The organism is Flavobacterium laiguense (assembly GCF_003097655.1).
GTDB classification, from domain to species: domain Bacteria; phylum Bacteroidota; class Bacteroidia; order Flavobacteriales; family Flavobacteriaceae; genus Flavobacterium; species Flavobacterium laiguense.
In genome coordinates this window covers 1-14,841 of record NZ_QCZH01000018.1, presented here as the reverse complement: position 1 = coordinate 14,841, position 14,841 = coordinate 1, and the positions used below count along the sequence as shown (strand labels likewise).

Below are 14,841 nucleotides of genomic sequence, written 5' to 3'. Positions count from 1 at the left end.
GAAAAAACACAACAATATAAAATTAAATAAACTTTAATTTTACATTACTTTTATGTTTTAAATTTAACAAAAAAAAGTAAGATAATCTCTTCGTTTTTAATATTTATCAATATGGCAATAAAACCTTCAAATCATACAAGACCTTTAGAAATTCCTAGATTTATAGTGCTTTCCAGTAAGGTTATCGCTTTTTTCTCTACAAGATTAGTTACTGTTTATGCTTTCAAACTATTTACGACTCCAATACGACATAAAACTCCAAAACGAGAAATGGAGATGGATCAAAAAAGTATTCAAACGCTAATTACCGTTCCAACCATAAACAAAAAAATAGTGGTTTACCAATACGGTGTAAGTGAAAAAAAAGTTTTATTGGTTCATGGCTGGTCCGGAAGAGGCACCCAATTGTGTAAAATAGCCGATGAGCTATTAAAATCAGGTTATTCAACTGTTAGTTTTGATGCTCCAGCACACGGGAAATCCCCCGGAAACTCATCAATTATGGTTGATTTTATTGATTCAATACTTGAAATTGATAAGCTATATGGTCCTTTTGAGATCGCTATTGGACATTCATTAGGAGGTATGTCTGTGTTAAATGCCATAAAAAAAGGCTTTTCTGTTAATCGTGCTATCATTATAGGAAGTGGAGACATTGTTCAAGACATAATTGATGATTTCATTAAAAAATTAGAATTAAAACCAGAAATCAGTACTCAATTATGCTTGTACATTGAGAATAAGTATGGAGGAAGCATGGATGATTACAGTGCTTACAGAGCAGCCTCAAAAACGGAGATTCCCACTTTGGTAATACATGATGAAAATGACCCCGAAGTTCCTGTAAAAGCAGGAAATCATATTCACAAATATTTAAAAAATGCGGAATTAATGATAACAAAAGAATTAGGACATAGAAAGATACTTGCCGATCATCAGGTGATTGAAAAAATCATTAATTTTATAAAAAAATAACTATTCAAGAGATTCTAAGACATTAAGTTGCTAAGATTTATGCGGATAAATAATTTTCTTGAAAATTGAGAAATAATACACCCAAGTTTAGAAAAAAGCTCAAAACCTTTTTTCTAAACTTAGAATCTTTGCAACTTAGTGTCTTAGTAGCTGAAAATTTTAAAAATTAAAGACTATGAATTATCCTTTTATAAAATCCAAAAAAGAATGGGAAGAAATATTGGGTTCTGAGAGATACAAAATTCTTCGCGAAAAAGGAACTGAGTACCCACATACAGGAAAGTATAATTTACATTACGAAAATGGGACGTATTGTTGCGGTGGATGCGGGACTCCCCTATTTGAAAGTAATTCTAAGTTTGATGCACACTGTGGTTGGCCTTCATTCGATGAATCGATACCCGGAAAAGTTGAATATATTGTTGATGATACGCATGGGATGAAACGAACCGAAATAGTTTGCGCTAATTGCGGCGGACATTTAGGTCATGTTTTTGAAGATGGTCCAACTAAAACGGGGCAACGCTATTGTGTTAATTCTTTATCTATTGATTTTAAAGAAAAATAGATAGATTATTATTCAAAAACTGTTTTAAATAAAAAAAGCTTTACGAACCGTAAAGCTTTTTTGTTTAAAACAAGAATGTATTAGAATGCAACATTCCATCTTGGTAATTTACCATTTTCGTCTAAGAAATTTTGTAAAATTTGACCTTCCACACTTGTTGGGATAGATTTTTCATTTGCATTGAATGTTTCGAACCAAAGTACTTCAAGTCTGTCAATGTTTTCGATTTTCATTTGTGCAGGCCAAGAATATTTTCTTCCTGTTTTTGCAAACTGATGACCGTTTACGATTTTGTCTTTTAGACCTCCGTTTTTGCTTTTTAAAGTTCCGTCGTTTTGAACAGTTCCTGTAGAGGAAACCATTATTAATTCTTTAGAATCTACACCTGCAGCATAAACAAGGAAAATACCACTTCCTGATTCTGATGCATTACATACTTCTTCTAAACTATCATCCTGTGTAAACGTAAAATGTCCTTTTACTGTAAACTTTTCTAATTCTTTATACATATTTTTAATTTTCCACTAAGGAACAAAGACCCAAAGTGATTGTTTATAATTACTTATTTTATCAAACAACATAAATTAAGAAAAAGCTCCATCTCGTTTATTCAACTTGACGGAGCTTTTATAATTTATTATTTAACCTATTGGAAATTAACCCAATACTTCTTTTACTTTTTTACCAATCTCTGCTGGAGAATCTACTACGTGAATACCACATTCTCTCATGATTTGTTTTTTAGCTTCAGCTGTATCATCAGAACCTCCAACGATAGCACCTGCGTGCCCCATTGTACGACCTGCTGGAGCAGTAACTCCTGCGATAAATCCAACAACTGGTTTACGGTTTCCATCAGCTTTAATCCATTTAGCAGCATCAGCTTCTAATTGACCACCAATTTCACCAATCATAACGATACATTCTGTTTCTGGATCATTCATCAATAATTCAACAGCTTCTTTTGTAGTTGTTCCAATAATTGGATCTCCACCAATACCGATAGCAGTAGTGATACCCAATCCTTGTTTTACAACTTGATCAGCCGCTTCATACGTTAAAGTTCCTGATTTTGAAACAATTCCAACAGTTCCTTTTTTGAATACAAAACCTGGCATAATACCAACTTTAGCTTCACCTGGAGTAATTACACCTGGGCAGTTTGGACCAATTAATCTTGCGTTTCTTTCTTTTACATAACTGTTTGCTTTAATCATATCAGCAACAGGAATTCCTTCTGTAATAGCAATAATTACTTTTATACCAGCATCGGCAGCTTCCATAATGGCATCAGCAGCAAAAGCAGGTGGTACAAAAATAATAGTTGTATCAGCGCCAGCTTGTTCAACGGCATCCTTTACTGTATTAAAAACAGGAAGGTCCAAATGAGTTGTTCCCCCTTTTCCTGGAGTAACTCCTCCAACAACGTTTGTACCGTATTCAATCATTTGCGAAGCGTGGAAAGTTCCTTCGCTACCTGTAAATCCTTGAACTATTATTTTGGAATCTTTATTAACTAAAACACTCATGATATATTTTTTATGTAGTTTTTAAAATTGTGTTGCAAAAGTAAGGTTTTTGTAATTATTCTTTACTTTTTTAATAAAAATAAATTACAGAATCTGACTCATTTGATAGCCTTTGTATAATTTATTGTCTTTTAATTCCCAAACAATCATAATATGAGCCAATAACATTTCTTCTCTTGGGTTCTCAATTGTTTTTACAAAATGAGAAAAACGTACCGAAACTAAATTATTCTCCTCAATTATGTGGCTTATTCTTACCTTAGTACGAACATAGGCTCTACTAATTTCATTGGTGAATTTCATTAAAGCATCATAATCCATTTGTATAAATCCTTTGCTACTATTCCATTCTAATGAAAAATCGGGATGTAGATATTCTTTCATTATCTCAGGATTGATAATGGCATCCGATTTATAAAAGCTTTTGACAATTTCTTTAGCAGACATATTACTTCAATTTTTTTAAAATTTCAGGAATCTTTTTAATATTAGCCAGTTGTTTCAATTTTTCTCTTGATTCTTCTATTGGAGTTCCAAAATAACTTTTTCCTCCTTCGACTGACTTAGTAACTCCAGTTTGACCCAAAATTACTGCGTTAGCCCCAATTGTAATACCGCTTGTTGTTCCCACCTGTCCCCAAATAGTAACTTCGTCTTCAATAATAACACAACCGGCTATACCAGTTTGTGAAGCAATTAAGCATTTTTTTCCAATGACAGTATCGTGTCCTATGTGTACTTGATTGTCAATTTTTGTTCCTTCGCCAATGATGGTATCTCCTGTTACCCCTTTGTCAATGGTACAAAGTGCTCCAATCCCCACATTATCTTTGATGACAACCCTACCGCCTGATAGCAATTGATCATATCCTTCGGCTCGTTTTTTATAATAAAAGGCATCGGCCCCAAGAATGGTACCAGCATGAATGATTACATTATTTCCGATCACAGTATGATCGTAAATTGACACATTGGAATGGATTAAACAATTTTCACCAATGACCACATGGTTTCCTATAAAAGAATTGGGTTGAATTATAGTTCCTGCTCCTACTTTGGCGGAAGCCGAAATAGAAACATTGGCATATTGAAAAGGTTTAAAATGACGCGTTAATGTATTGAAATCTCTGAATGGATCATCAGAAATCAACAATGCTTTTCCTTCTGGACAATCTACTTTTTTGTTTATTAATACAACTGTAGCTGCTGAATCTAAAGCTTTATCATAATATTTTGGATGATCGACAAATACGATATCACCCGATTCTACAACATGAATTTCATTCATGCCGTAAATTGGAAAAGAAGCATCACCAACAAATTCACATTGAAGTAAGTTTGCAATGTCTTGTAAAGAATAAACCTTTGGAAATTTCATAAATTTAATATTCTGTATATAAAAAATCCGTATTTAGTTTAAACAACTGAATACGGATTTTTAGAAAACTATGCTTTTACACGTTCCATATAAGAACCTGATGCTGTATCAATTTTTATTTTGTCACCTTCATTGATAAACAAAGGTACATTTACGGTAGCTCCAGTTTCAACAGTAGCCGATTTTGTAGCATTAGTTGCTGTATTTCCTTTTATACCTGGTTCAGCATAAGTAACTTCAAGTATTACAGATGCAGGCATGTCTACAGAAAGAGGTAAATCTGTTTCTGTATTGATACTTACCATAACATTTTCTCCTTCTTTTAATAAATCTGGAGAGTCAAGAATGCTTTTATTTAATGAAATTTGTTCAAAAGTTTCAACATTCATGAAGTGAAATAAATCACCTTCAGGATATAAAAATTGAAATTTATGATTTTCAACTCTTACTTCTTCAATTTTATGACCCGCAGAAAATGTGTTATCTAATACTTTACCATTGCTCAAACTTCTCAATTTGGTTCTTACAAATGCAGGTCCTTTACCAGGTTTCACATGTAAAAATTCAATGATTTTGTAAATATCATTATTGTATTTGATGCACAATCCGTTTTTAATATCTGATGTAGATGCCATTTTTTTTATTTTAGATTTAAGAATTTAGATTCTAAAAAAAGAATCAATCTTCTTTATTAATTATTTAATGTATACTTTTAATATTGTATAATGTAAACTAGAAATCTTAATTCAAAAATTAATAGTTCCCGGAATATCCCTTCATTACGCCTCTAGATGAATTTCTGATAAAATCTAAAATTTCATCACGCTCTGGAGTAGCTTCCATTTCAGCTTCAATGATGTCCATCGCTTGAGACGTATTGTAATTTTTTTGATACAGAATTCTGTAAATTTCTTGAATTTCTCTAATTTTTTCGGTTGTGAATCCTCGTCTTCTTAATCCAACAGAATTAATTCCAACATAAGATAATGGTTCCTTTGCCGCTTTTGTAAAAGGGGGTACATCTTTTCGAACTAATGAACCTCCAGAAACCATTGCGTGGTCACCAATATGAATAAATTGATGAATGGCAGCCAAACCGCCAATAACCGCATAGTTACCAACTATTACGTGGCCAGCAAGAGCAACTCCATTTACAATAATAGCATTATCCCCAATATGGCAATCATGTGCAATATGTGCAGTAGCCATAATTAGGCAATTATTTCCAAGTGTAGTTTGACCTGAAGCTATTGTCCCTCTATTTATGGTAACACATTCTCTGATGGTACAATTATCTCCGATTATGGCCAAAGAATCTTCCCCTCCAAACTTCAAATCCTGAGGGACTGCTGAAATTACTGCTCCGGGAAATATATTGCAATTCTTTCCAATTCGCGCTCCTTCCATTATGGTTACATTAGAACCAATCCATGTACCGTCTCCAATAACTACATTATTGTGAATGGTTGTAAAAGGTTCAATAACTACATTTTTGGCGATTTTCGCACCTGGATGAACGTATGCTAACGGTTGATTCATCTGCTTTTTTTTATATTATTATTGTTTAGAATAAAAGCCATTAAAACTATTTAAGGCCAATTAATCTAAATCTATTGTTTTCTTGCAATTTGTGCCATTAATTCGGCTTGAGCTACTAATCTACCATTTGCATAAGCATTGGCTTGCATGTGACAAATTCCTCTTCTTATAGGAGTAATTAAATCACATTTGAAAATTAGAGTATCACCAGGTAATACTTTTTGCTTGAATTTCACATTATCAATTTTCATGAAAAATGTCAAATAATTTTCTGGATCCGGTACAGTGCTTAAAACAAGGATTCCTCCTGTTTGTGCCATTGCTTCAACGATTAATACACCTGGCATAACTGGAGCGTTTGGAAAATGTCCTACAAAGAAATTCTCATTCATTGTTACATTTTTCATTCCTACAACATGACTGTCAGACATTTCTATGATTCTATCAATCAATAAAAATGGAGGTCTATGAGGTAGCACTGCCATGATTTTATGAATATCCATCAAAGGCTCTTGGTTCAAATCATATGTAGGAACATAATTTCTTTGTTCATTTTTTATGATTTTTCCCATTTTTTTTGCAAATTGAGTATTTACAAAATGTCCCGGTTTGTTGGCAATAATTTTTCCTTGAATTTTTGTTCCAATTAAGGCTAAATCTCCAATTACATCAAGCAATTTATGTCTTGCAGCTTCATTTGGATAATGCAACGTAAGATTATCTAATATTCCATTTGGTTTAACGGTTATCTCGTCTTTACCGAATGCTTTCTTTAAATTTTCCATTGTAGACTCTGATATGTCTTTGTCTACATATACAATGGCATTATTTAAATCACCACCTTTTATCAATCCATTTTCTAAAAGAGATTCCAATTCGTGCAAAAAACTAAAGGTTCTTGCATTTGAAATTTCTGTTTTAAACTCAGAAATAGTCTTCATAGTTGCATTTTGGGTTCCTAAAATTTTAGTTCCAAAATCTACCATAGCAGTCACACTGTAGTGATCGCTTGGCATAACCATAATTTCACTTCCTGTAGCTTCATCCGTAAAAGAAATTACTTCTTTTACAACATATACATTTCTGTTTAGTTCTTGTTCTATAGTACCCGCTTGTTCTATTGCCTCAATGAAATATTTCGAAGAGCCATCCATAATAGGCAGTTCAGAAGCATCTAACTCAATGATGATATTATCTAAATCACTCCCCATTAAAGCTGCCAATACATGCTCGGGAGTTTGTATTTTTACACCTAATTTTTCTAAATTGGTACCTCTTTGGGTATTTACAACATAATTTGCATCTGCTTCAATAACCGGTTGACCTTCTAAATCTACACGAACAAACGTAAATCCGTTATTGACTGGAGCAGGTTTAAAAGTCATTTTAACTTCTTTTCCTGTGTGTAATCCAACTCCAGTTAGTGAAATTTCTGTTTTGATGGTCTTCTGTTTAACCATTGTTTCCATTTTTTTGGTTTAATATTTGTTTTTTTAACTCCTCTAGTTCCTTGACCAATTTTGGTAAATTCTTAAAATGAATATACGATTTGCTATAATCAGAATATCCAAATGTAGGACTTCCTTGTAAAACCTCATTGTCTTTTATATTTCTTCCTACTCCAGATTGAGCTTGAATACGAACATTATTACCTATTGTTAAATGACCCGCAATACCCACTTGACCTCCAATCATACAGTTTTCGCCTACTTTGCTAGATCCTGCAATTCCGGTTTGAGCTGCAATAACTGTATTTTTGCCAATTTCTACATTATGCGCAATCTGAATTTGGTTATCAATTTTAACTCCTTGCCTTATTATAGTAGATCCCAATGTTGCTCTGTCAATTGTTGAGTTCGCACCAACCTCTACATTATCTTCTATAATTACATTACCAATTTGGGGAATCTTACTATACGTACCATCTTCATTTGGGGCATAACCAAAACCATCAGCTCCAATAATGGTTCCAGAATGTATGGTGCAATTATTACCAATTACGGTTTCTGAATAAATTTTAGCGCCAGCAAAAATAATAACATTATTTCCAATAGTAACGTTATCTCCAATAAAACTACCAGGATAAATTTTAACATTGTCACCCAAAATCACATTATCTCCAACATAACTAAAACTGCCTAAATATAGATTTTCGCCGTATTTTGCACTTTCAGAGATAGTAGAAGGCTGTTCAATTCCACTTTTATTTAATTTTACTTGATTGTAAAACTCTAATAATTTAGAAAAAGCTTTATAAGCATCTGCTACTTTAATAAGAGTTGTGGATATTGGAGATTCCGGCACAAAAGTATCATTAACAATTGTTACAGAAGCCTTTGTGGTATAAATATAATTAATGTATTTGGGATTCGATAAAAAAGTAAGTGATCCTTCAGAACCTTCTTCTATTTTAGACAATCGAGAAACTTCAATATTGGGATCTCCAACAATTTCTCCTTCTAATATTCCTGCTATTTGTTCTGCTGTAAATTTCATTTTATAGGATTGTATTTTTCATAGGCATTCAATTGTACTTGTTATAAAGTGCTATCAATGTTCAATAAAAAATAGTTTGGCTCGTTTCGAAGTGACAAAAATATAAAAAATAGGTTTTAAATCTTATTTTTATACTAGTTGTTTTGGAAAACAAATATAATACTTGGTTACTAATTTAGATAATGATTTCAAATTCAGCTGATCTGAGGCTTCAACGACATCTTCAATTGTTAGATCTTTATTCAATATTCGGATGGGTTCGGCTACTTTACTATAGGCTTGACTCTTTATTTTGCCTTTAAATATAAAATAATTAGATTCTGTAAGAGAAATATTATTTTGAATTGAAAAACGTTCTTTCTGAATCAATAACTCTTCCATTGACACTTTATCATTGGTCAATTTTATTTTTAATAGATCTCTGTTGATAATCATTTTACTCAAAGTAGAAAGTATGAAATCCTCTTGATTTTGCCAAGATTTCAAGGCGCTTATTATGTCAAAATCATCCAATTGAGCAAACAATGACAATGTTTTGGTATCAAAGGTTTCTAAATTTACTTTATTTTGCATAAAAAACAACAAAGGCTCACTACACGGTAGAACAAGACCTCTTTCGGTCAATTCTTTGGCACGTTTTAAAATCTTGGTCAAAATTAACTCCGCAACCAAACTTGTTTTATGCAAATATACTTGCCAATACATTAATCGTCTGGACATCAAAAATTTTTCGACAGAGTAAATTCCTTTTTCTTCAATAACCAATACATCATCAACCACATTCATCATCTGGATTAATCGTTCAGAATTGACATTTCCCTCAGAAACACCAGAATAAAAACTATCCCTTTTTAAATAATCCATTCGATCCATATCAAGCTGACTCGAAATAAGTTGCAGCATGAATTTGCGATGATAATCTCCCTTAAAAACCTGAATTGCAAGGCTTAATTGACCGTTGAATTCATTATTTAATTGTTCCATGAATAATAAAGAAATTTCTTCATGATGTACATCTTCCACGATACTGCTTTCCATAGCGTGTGAAAAGGGTCCATGTCCAATATCGTGCAATAATATGGCTATATACAACGCATTTTCTTCCTCCGAACTTATGGAAACTTCTTTAAAACGCAATACCTCGACCGCTTTTTGCATCAAATGCATGCATCCTAAGGCGTGATGAAAACGAGTATGATTCGCTCCTGGATACACTAAATAGGACAAACCCATTTGTGAAATACGTCTTAAACGCTGAAAATAAGAATGTTGAATTAAATCGTAAATTAAAGGATTTGGGATGGTAATAAACCCGTAAATTGGGTCGTTGAATATTTTAAGTTTATTAATTTGAGACACTTTCTATACTTTTTAGGTCAACAAATATAAGTAAAATAGCGAGTGATTAAGGTCTTATATCAATCCTTTTAGATTGTAGTGTAAATTTTGCAATTTTAAAGTAATTTAAAAATTCACACCAATTCCACAGATTAGCACAAATTTTCAATATACCGAATGTTTAATTTGTGGACCCCCGAAAACTTTTGAGGGTGAAATCTGTGACAAAAAAAACATCTTTTTAGGTATCATCTTAAGATAATCATAATTCATTTAAACTAAAAAATAAATCAGCCGTTTTTATTGCTTATTTTTAGCACTGGTTATCATTAAAATAACAATGTTTCTCCTTTTTAATAATCAATTTTATACTATTTTTAATATTTATTAAGTTCTATACAACTAAATTGCACTAAAATTAAATATAAATGGATACCATAAAAATACTTTGGGTTGATGATGAAATCGATTTGCTCAAACCCCACATATTATTTCTAGAGAAAAAAAACTACCATGTTACCACTTGCAATAATGGTCGTGATGCTATTGATATTTTTGATGAAAACAACTTTGATATTGTTTTTCTAGACGAAAATATGCCGGGAATGAGTGGTTTGGAAACGTTATCTGAAATGAAGGAGAAAAAATCTTCTATTCCTATGATAATGATTACCAAAAGCGAAGAAGAATATATCATGGAGGAAGCCATTGGTTCTAAAATTGCCGATTATTTGATAAAACCAGTGAATCCAAATCAGATTTTATTGAGTTTAAAGAAAAACCTAGACCATTCGCGATTAATTTCTCAGAAAACAACATTAGATTATCAAAAAGAATTTAGAAAAATCACTATGGAAATGGCTATGGTCAATTCCTATGAAGATTGGATTGAATTGTATAAAAAATTGATTTTTTGGGAACTCGAACTAGAGAATATTGATGATCAAGCTATGATTGAAATTCTAGAATCCCAAAAAGTGGAAGCCAATTCTCAATTTGGAAAATTTATAGAACGAAATTACGAAGATTGGTTTGCACCAAAAGCAGATAAACCCGTACAATCTCATAATTTATTCAAAGAATTAGTGGTCCCAGAAATCCTTAAAAAAGACAAGCCGATCCTTTTTGTGGTGATTGATAATTTACGTTACGATCAATGGAAAGTAATAGAAAGTGTGGTTGCTAATTTTTACAAACTCGAAAAAGAGGTTCCTTATTACGCCATTTTACCAACTGCAACACAATATGCAAGAAATGCCATTTTCTCTGGATTGACTCCACTCGAAATGGAAAAACAGTTTCCTCAATATTGGAAAAATGACCCCGAAGAAGGTGGGAAAAATTTATTTGAAGCCGAATTTTTAACAGCCCAATTAAAAAGATTAAGGCTAAACATCAAAGAAGATTATTTTAAAATCACCAATTTGGCTGGAGGAAAAAAGCTGTCCGAAAATTTCAGGTCATTAAAGGACAACAATCTTGTGACGGTGGTGTATAATTTTGTAGACATGCTTTCCCATGCCAAAACCGAAATGGATGTGGTAAAAGAATTAGCTTCAGATGACAAAGCCTATCGCTCTTTAACATTGAGTTGGTTTAAGAACTCTCCATTGCTGGAAATTATTCAACAAGCCCAGAAATTAGGTTTTAAATTGATTTTGACAACCGATCACGGTACAATCAATGTAAAAAACCCATCAAAAGTAGTGGGAGACAAAAACACAAGTCTTAATCTTAGATACAAAACAGGACGCAGTTTGACCTACGAACATAAGGATGTGTATGCCGTAAAAGAACCCAAAAATATTGGCTTGCCGACCATAAATATGAGTAGTTCCTATATTTTTGCGAAAAATGATTTGTTTTTGGCTTATGTAAACAATTACAACCATTATGTTAGTTATTATAAAAACACCTATCAACATGGCGGAATATCATTGGAAGAAATGATTATTCCTTTTCTTGTTTTTAACCCTAAATAAAGAAGTGGTCAGTGTTCAGTTTTTTAGTGATCAGTTATTATGATGATGAATAACTTAATAGCGACTAGTTAATCTGTAAAAAATAAGATTTAATAAGTGCCATTAATTCTGACTGAACACTAAAAAAAAAAAACTGAACACCGAGACGACCGATAAAACTGAATACTAAAAAACTGAACACTGAACACTAACTCATGACTATCACATTTTCTATCGATCAACTTGCAGCAGTTGCGCAACAAATATTAGATCAAAACCCAAATAAAGTAATCCTTTTTAATGGAGAAATGGGTGTTGGAAAAACAACTTTAATCAAACAGCTTTGTAAAACTCTTGGTGTGAAAGAAGCAACAAGTAGCCCAACCTTTTCTTTAGTTAACGAATATCAAACCGCTAAAAATCAAACCATTTATCATTTTGACTTTTATAGACTTAACAAAGAAAGTGAAGCACTTGACATGGGAATAGATGATTACCTGTATTCCGGAAATTGGTGCTTTATAGAATGGTCAGAAAAAATAGAGAATTTAATTCCAGAGCAGCATTCAGTCATTACCATTGAGCTGCTTGCTGACGGAAATCGCTCTCTTGAATTAACATAAAATCATTTTTCATGAAACTAGATCCAAATGCTGTAGAAATTATTCCATTTTCTATTGATTTAAAGGAACCCATAAAAATTTTAAATTTAGAATGGCTTCATAAATATTTCAAAGTAGAACCAAAAGACGAAAGAATACTTTCGGATCCACAGGGAGAAATAATCGACAAAGGCGGAATGATTTTTTATGCCAAATATGCCGATAAAATAGTTGGTACGGTTTCGTTATTAAAAATAGATTCAACTACTTTCGAATTGAGTAAAATGGCTGTTTCTGATGGTAATCAAGGTTTGGGTATTGGCAAAAAACTGATGATTCATTGTTTGGCTGTAGCCAAAGAAAAAGGCTTCCAAAAATTAATTCTGTACTCCAATAAATCCTTAGCCCCCGCAATACACTTGTATGAAAGTTTTGGATTTGTAGAAATTCCTGTAGAAGAAGGTGTTTATGAGCGAGCCGATATAAAAATGGAAAAAGACATAGATTAAATTGAAATAGTTTTCAGTTTTCAGTTTTCAGTTTTCTTCCGATAGTTATCAGGACAATTTTCAATCCATAAAGGAATTAATTAAAGAATATTTCTAAAGCAGACTCACTTTTTTACAAATATTGTTAAGAAAACAAATTACAATGTTTACAGACAACTCTGAAAACTGCGACTACGACTGAAAACTTAAAACTAACGGAATAGTTACGAATCTTTTTTGTAAATTGTACCTCTAATTTCATTACATCAATGTCAATAAGTCCATTTACAAAAGAACAATTACTGCCTCAAGAAGAAACACTTGAAATTGCAAGACAAAAAAGCCAACTTTTCATAGGTATCCCAAAAGAGACCAGTTTTCAGGAACGCCGTATTTGTCTTACTCCAGATTCAGTAAACACACTTACCTATCAAGGACATAGGGTAATGATTGAAGCTGGAGCAGGTGTAAGTTCCAGTTATAGCGACAAAGAATATAGCGACGCTGGTGCTGAAATTACTCTGGATACAAAAAAAGTATTTAGTTGCCCGATGATTCTAAAAGTAGAACCCCCTACTGTTGCCGAAATTGAAATGATGAATCCGAAAACGATTTTAATATCGGCAATTCAATTAAAAACCAGAAAAAAATCATACTTTGAAGCATTGTCTCGAAAAAAAGTTACGGCTCTTGCTTTCGAATATCTAAAAGACGAAGACGGCTCCTACCCTGCCGTAAAATCGCTAAGTGAAATTGCAGGAACCGCCTCCATTCTTATTGCTGCCGAATTAATGATTACCAATGAATTTGGAAAAGGATTACTTTTTGGAAATATTACAGGAGTTGCCCCTACCGAAGTTGTTATTATTGGTGCGGGAACAGCAGGTGAATTTGCCGCAAAAGCAGCTATTGGTCTTGGCGCAAGCGTAAAAGTTTTTGATAATTCTATTACAAAATTACGTCGTTTACAAAATAATTTAAACCAACGCATTTTTACATCTACCCTTCAACAAAAAGCATTACTAAAAGCACTAAGACGCTGTGATGTTGCTATTGGCGCCATGAGAGGCAAAGAGCGTTGCCCTGTTGTTGTAACCGAAACCATGGTAGAACACATGAAGAAAGGAGCTGTGATTGTAGACATAAGCATTGATACAGGTGGTTGTTTTGAAACTTCGGAAGTGACAACGCATGAAAAACCAACCTTTTTAAAGAGCAATGTATTGCATTATTGTGTACCCAACATTCCTTCGCGTTATTCTAAAACGGCATCCCTTTCTATAAGCAATATTATTACTCCTTATTTATTGCAAATTGCCGAAGATGGAGGCATTGAAAGTTCTATACGTTGTAATGCCGGCTTAAAAAATGGTGTTTATTTATATCATGGCATCCTTACCAATAAAGCCATAGGAGACTGGTTTGATTTACCCGATAACGATATTAATTTAATTGTTTTTTAAGCAAACTTTGCCATACCTTTGCCGAAAAATTAAAATATGAATTTCATACAACGTTTTGCTTACTATTTAGTGGGTTTGATAATGGGTTTGTTTGTCGTTGCGGCAATATTTAGCGGAAAAGACACCCGCTGTAATTATTTTCCAAACGCCAGAGTTTTGAATGATTTAAGTACTAAGCCTTTCTTTTACTCGGATAAAGCTTCGAAGATTCTTTCAGAGAAATGGGTCGACACAACCGATATAAAAAATACTTTAAAAATGGGCGATGTAGATTTTGATAAAAGCAACGTACCGTTAAAGAAAGGAAAGTTATATATAATAGATGGAAAAACTATTAAAAACCAACAAATCACTCTTAAAGTAATTAATTATTCAGACAAAGCCGTTTTAGAGGATATTGTCAAAAAATAAGTTCAAAAAGCTCTTCTGGAAAAACCGGTCAAATTGACCACCCCATTCCAGTGTAAATTGACCACCAGTTTCGGAGTAAATTGACCACCACTT

The 14,841-nt window shown here is 32.7% G+C and carries 16 protein-coding genes; 7 read left to right on the top strand and 9 right to left on the bottom strand.

Annotated elements, in window-relative coordinates:
- Window positions 1-111 precede the first annotated feature (111 nt).
- Entirely contained in the window at window positions 112-975 is an 864-nt protein-coding gene (locus DB891_RS13470) for an alpha/beta hydrolase (protein ID WP_116764103.1), read from the top strand.
- Between the two features lie 175 nt (window positions 976-1,150).
- Complete coding sequence (msrB, locus tag DB891_RS13465) at window positions 1,151-1,543, top strand: peptide-methionine (R)-S-oxide reductase MsrB (protein ID WP_116764102.1); 393 nt, start codon at window positions 1,151-1,153, stop codon at window positions 1,541-1,543.
- A gap of 80 nt (window positions 1,544-1,623) precedes the next feature.
- Here msrB and DB891_RS13460 read toward each other — a convergent pair whose 3' ends face one another.
- The 9 genes from DB891_RS13460 to DB891_RS13420 form a co-directional block, all read right to left on the bottom strand.
- Window positions 1,624-2,052 carry a hypothetical protein gene (locus tag DB891_RS13460; protein ID WP_116764101.1) on the bottom strand — a complete coding sequence of 143 codons (429 nt, stop codon included), beginning with the start codon at window positions 2,050-2,052 and terminating at the stop codon, window positions 1,624-1,626.
- A gap of 147 nt (window positions 2,053-2,199) precedes the next feature.
- A complete protein-coding gene (sucD, locus tag DB891_RS13455) occupies window positions 2,200-3,072 on the bottom strand; it encodes a succinate--CoA ligase subunit alpha (RefSeq protein ID WP_116764100.1) in 873 nt (290 codons plus the stop codon).
- Between the two features lie 84 nt (window positions 3,073-3,156).
- Window positions 3,157-3,519, bottom strand: coding sequence for a nuclear transport factor 2 family protein (locus tag DB891_RS13450; RefSeq protein WP_116764099.1), 363 nt, complete (start codon window positions 3,517-3,519; stop codon window positions 3,157-3,159).
- Window position 3,520: 1 nt separating this feature from the next.
- The gene (locus DB891_RS13445; protein ID WP_116764098.1) at window positions 3,521-4,450 is read right to left on the bottom strand and encodes a UDP-3-O-(3-hydroxymyristoyl)glucosamine N-acyltransferase; all 930 of its coding nucleotides are present in this window, start codon (window positions 4,448-4,450) and stop codon (window positions 3,521-3,523) included.
- Between the two features lie 68 nt (window positions 4,451-4,518).
- Window positions 4,519-5,085: an elongation factor P gene (gene efp, locus DB891_RS13440; protein ID WP_116764097.1), complete on the bottom strand. Its 567-nt coding sequence runs from the start codon at window positions 5,083-5,085 to the stop codon at window positions 4,519-4,521.
- Window positions 5,086-5,203: 118 nt separating this feature from the next.
- On the bottom strand, window positions 5,204-5,989 hold the full coding sequence (gene lpxA / locus DB891_RS13435) for an acyl-ACP--UDP-N-acetylglucosamine O-acyltransferase (protein WP_116764096.1): 786 nt from the start codon (window positions 5,987-5,989) through the stop codon (window positions 5,204-5,206).
- 71 nt (window positions 5,990-6,060) lie between these two features.
- Entirely contained in the window at window positions 6,061-7,449 is a 1,389-nt protein-coding gene (locus DB891_RS13430) for a bifunctional UDP-3-O-[3-hydroxymyristoyl] N-acetylglucosamine deacetylase/3-hydroxyacyl-ACP dehydratase (RefSeq protein ID WP_116764148.1), read from the bottom strand.
- Window positions 7,442-8,485, bottom strand: a complete 1,044-nt coding sequence (gene lpxD, locus DB891_RS13425; RefSeq protein WP_116764095.1) for a UDP-3-O-(3-hydroxymyristoyl)glucosamine N-acyltransferase — start codon at window positions 8,483-8,485, stop codon at window positions 7,442-7,444. Before lpxD ends, DB891_RS13430 begins: the two co-directional genes overlap by 8 nt.
- 129 nt (window positions 8,486-8,614) lie before the next feature.
- The gene (locus DB891_RS13420; RefSeq protein WP_116764094.1) at window positions 8,615-9,844 is read right to left on the bottom strand and encodes an HD domain-containing protein; all 1,230 of its coding nucleotides are present in this window, start codon (window positions 9,842-9,844) and stop codon (window positions 8,615-8,617) included.
- 407 nt (window positions 9,845-10,251) lie between these two features.
- Here DB891_RS13420 and porX point away from each other — a divergent pair, with 407 nt between their 5' ends.
- The 5 genes from porX (at window position 10,252) to DB891_RS13395 (ending at window position 14,748) form a co-directional block, all read left to right on the top strand.
- Complete coding sequence (gene porX, locus DB891_RS13415) at window positions 10,252-11,805, top strand: T9SS response regulator signal transducer PorX (RefSeq protein ID WP_116764093.1); 1,554 nt, start codon at window positions 10,252-10,254, stop codon at window positions 11,803-11,805.
- Window positions 11,806-11,999: 194 nt separating this feature from the next.
- The gene (gene tsaE, locus DB891_RS13410; RefSeq protein WP_116764092.1) at window positions 12,000-12,407 is read left to right on the top strand and encodes a tRNA (adenosine(37)-N6)-threonylcarbamoyltransferase complex ATPase subunit type 1 TsaE; all 408 of its coding nucleotides are present in this window, start codon (window positions 12,000-12,002) and stop codon (window positions 12,405-12,407) included.
- Between the two features lie 11 nt (window positions 12,408-12,418).
- Window positions 12,419-12,895 (top strand): GNAT family N-acetyltransferase, encoded by a 477-nt coding sequence (locus DB891_RS13405; RefSeq protein WP_116764091.1) that lies wholly within the window; start codon window positions 12,419-12,421, stop codon window positions 12,893-12,895.
- A 248-nt stretch (window positions 12,896-13,143) separates the two neighbouring features.
- Window positions 13,144-14,337, top strand: a complete 1,194-nt coding sequence (locus tag DB891_RS13400; protein WP_116764090.1) for an alanine dehydrogenase — start codon at window positions 13,144-13,146, stop codon at window positions 14,335-14,337.
- A 36-nt stretch (window positions 14,338-14,373) separates the two neighbouring features.
- Complete coding sequence (locus DB891_RS13395; protein ID WP_116764089.1) at window positions 14,374-14,748, top strand: DUF4258 domain-containing protein; 375 nt, start codon at window positions 14,374-14,376, stop codon at window positions 14,746-14,748.
- The last annotated feature ends 93 nt before the right edge of the window (window positions 14,749-14,841 follow it).

Bases quoted from the DNA above. Each gene is read 5' to 3' on its own strand.
- DB891_RS13445 (WP_116764098.1), bottom strand. From the start codon at position 4,450: ATGAAATTTCCAAAGGTTTATTCTTTACAAGACATTGCAAACTTACTT.
- DB891_RS13460 (WP_116764101.1), bottom strand. From the start codon at position 2,052: ATGTATAAAGAATTAGAAAAGTTTACAGTAAAAGGACATTTTACGTTT.
- tsaE (WP_116764092.1), top strand. From the start codon at position 12,000: ATGACTATCACATTTTCTATCGATCAACTTGCAGCAGTTGCGCAACAA.
- DB891_RS13430 (WP_116764148.1), bottom strand. From the start codon at position 7,449: ATGGTTAAACAGAAGACCATCAAAACAGAAATTTCACTAACTGGAGTT.
- efp (WP_116764097.1), bottom strand. From the start codon at position 5,085: ATGGCATCTACATCAGATATTAAAAACGGATTGTGCATCAAATACAAT.
- msrB (WP_116764102.1), top strand. From the start codon at position 1,151: ATGAATTATCCTTTTATAAAATCCAAAAAAGAATGGGAAGAAATATTG.
- lpxA (WP_116764096.1), bottom strand. From the start codon at position 5,989: ATGAATCAACCGTTAGCATACGTTCATCCAGGTGCGAAAATCGCCAAA.
- DB891_RS13400 (WP_116764090.1), top strand. From the start codon at position 13,144: ATGTCAATAAGTCCATTTACAAAAGAACAATTACTGCCTCAAGAAGAA.
- DB891_RS13405 (WP_116764091.1), top strand. From the start codon at position 12,419: ATGAAACTAGATCCAAATGCTGTAGAAATTATTCCATTTTCTATTGAT.
- lpxD (WP_116764095.1), bottom strand. From the start codon at position 8,485: ATGAAATTTACAGCAGAACAAATAGCAGGAATATTAGAAGGAGAAATT.
- sucD (WP_116764100.1), bottom strand. From the start codon at position 3,072: ATGAGTGTTTTAGTTAATAAAGATTCCAAAATAATAGTTCAAGGATTT.
- porX (WP_116764093.1), top strand. From the start codon at position 10,252: ATGGATACCATAAAAATACTTTGGGTTGATGATGAAATCGATTTGCTC.
- DB891_RS13450 (WP_116764099.1), bottom strand. From the start codon at position 3,519: ATGTCTGCTAAAGAAATTGTCAAAAGCTTTTATAAATCGGATGCCATT.
- DB891_RS13470 (WP_116764103.1), top strand. From the start codon at position 112: ATGGCAATAAAACCTTCAAATCATACAAGACCTTTAGAAATTCCTAGA.
- DB891_RS13395 (WP_116764089.1), top strand. From the start codon at position 14,374: ATGAATTTCATACAACGTTTTGCTTACTATTTAGTGGGTTTGATAATG.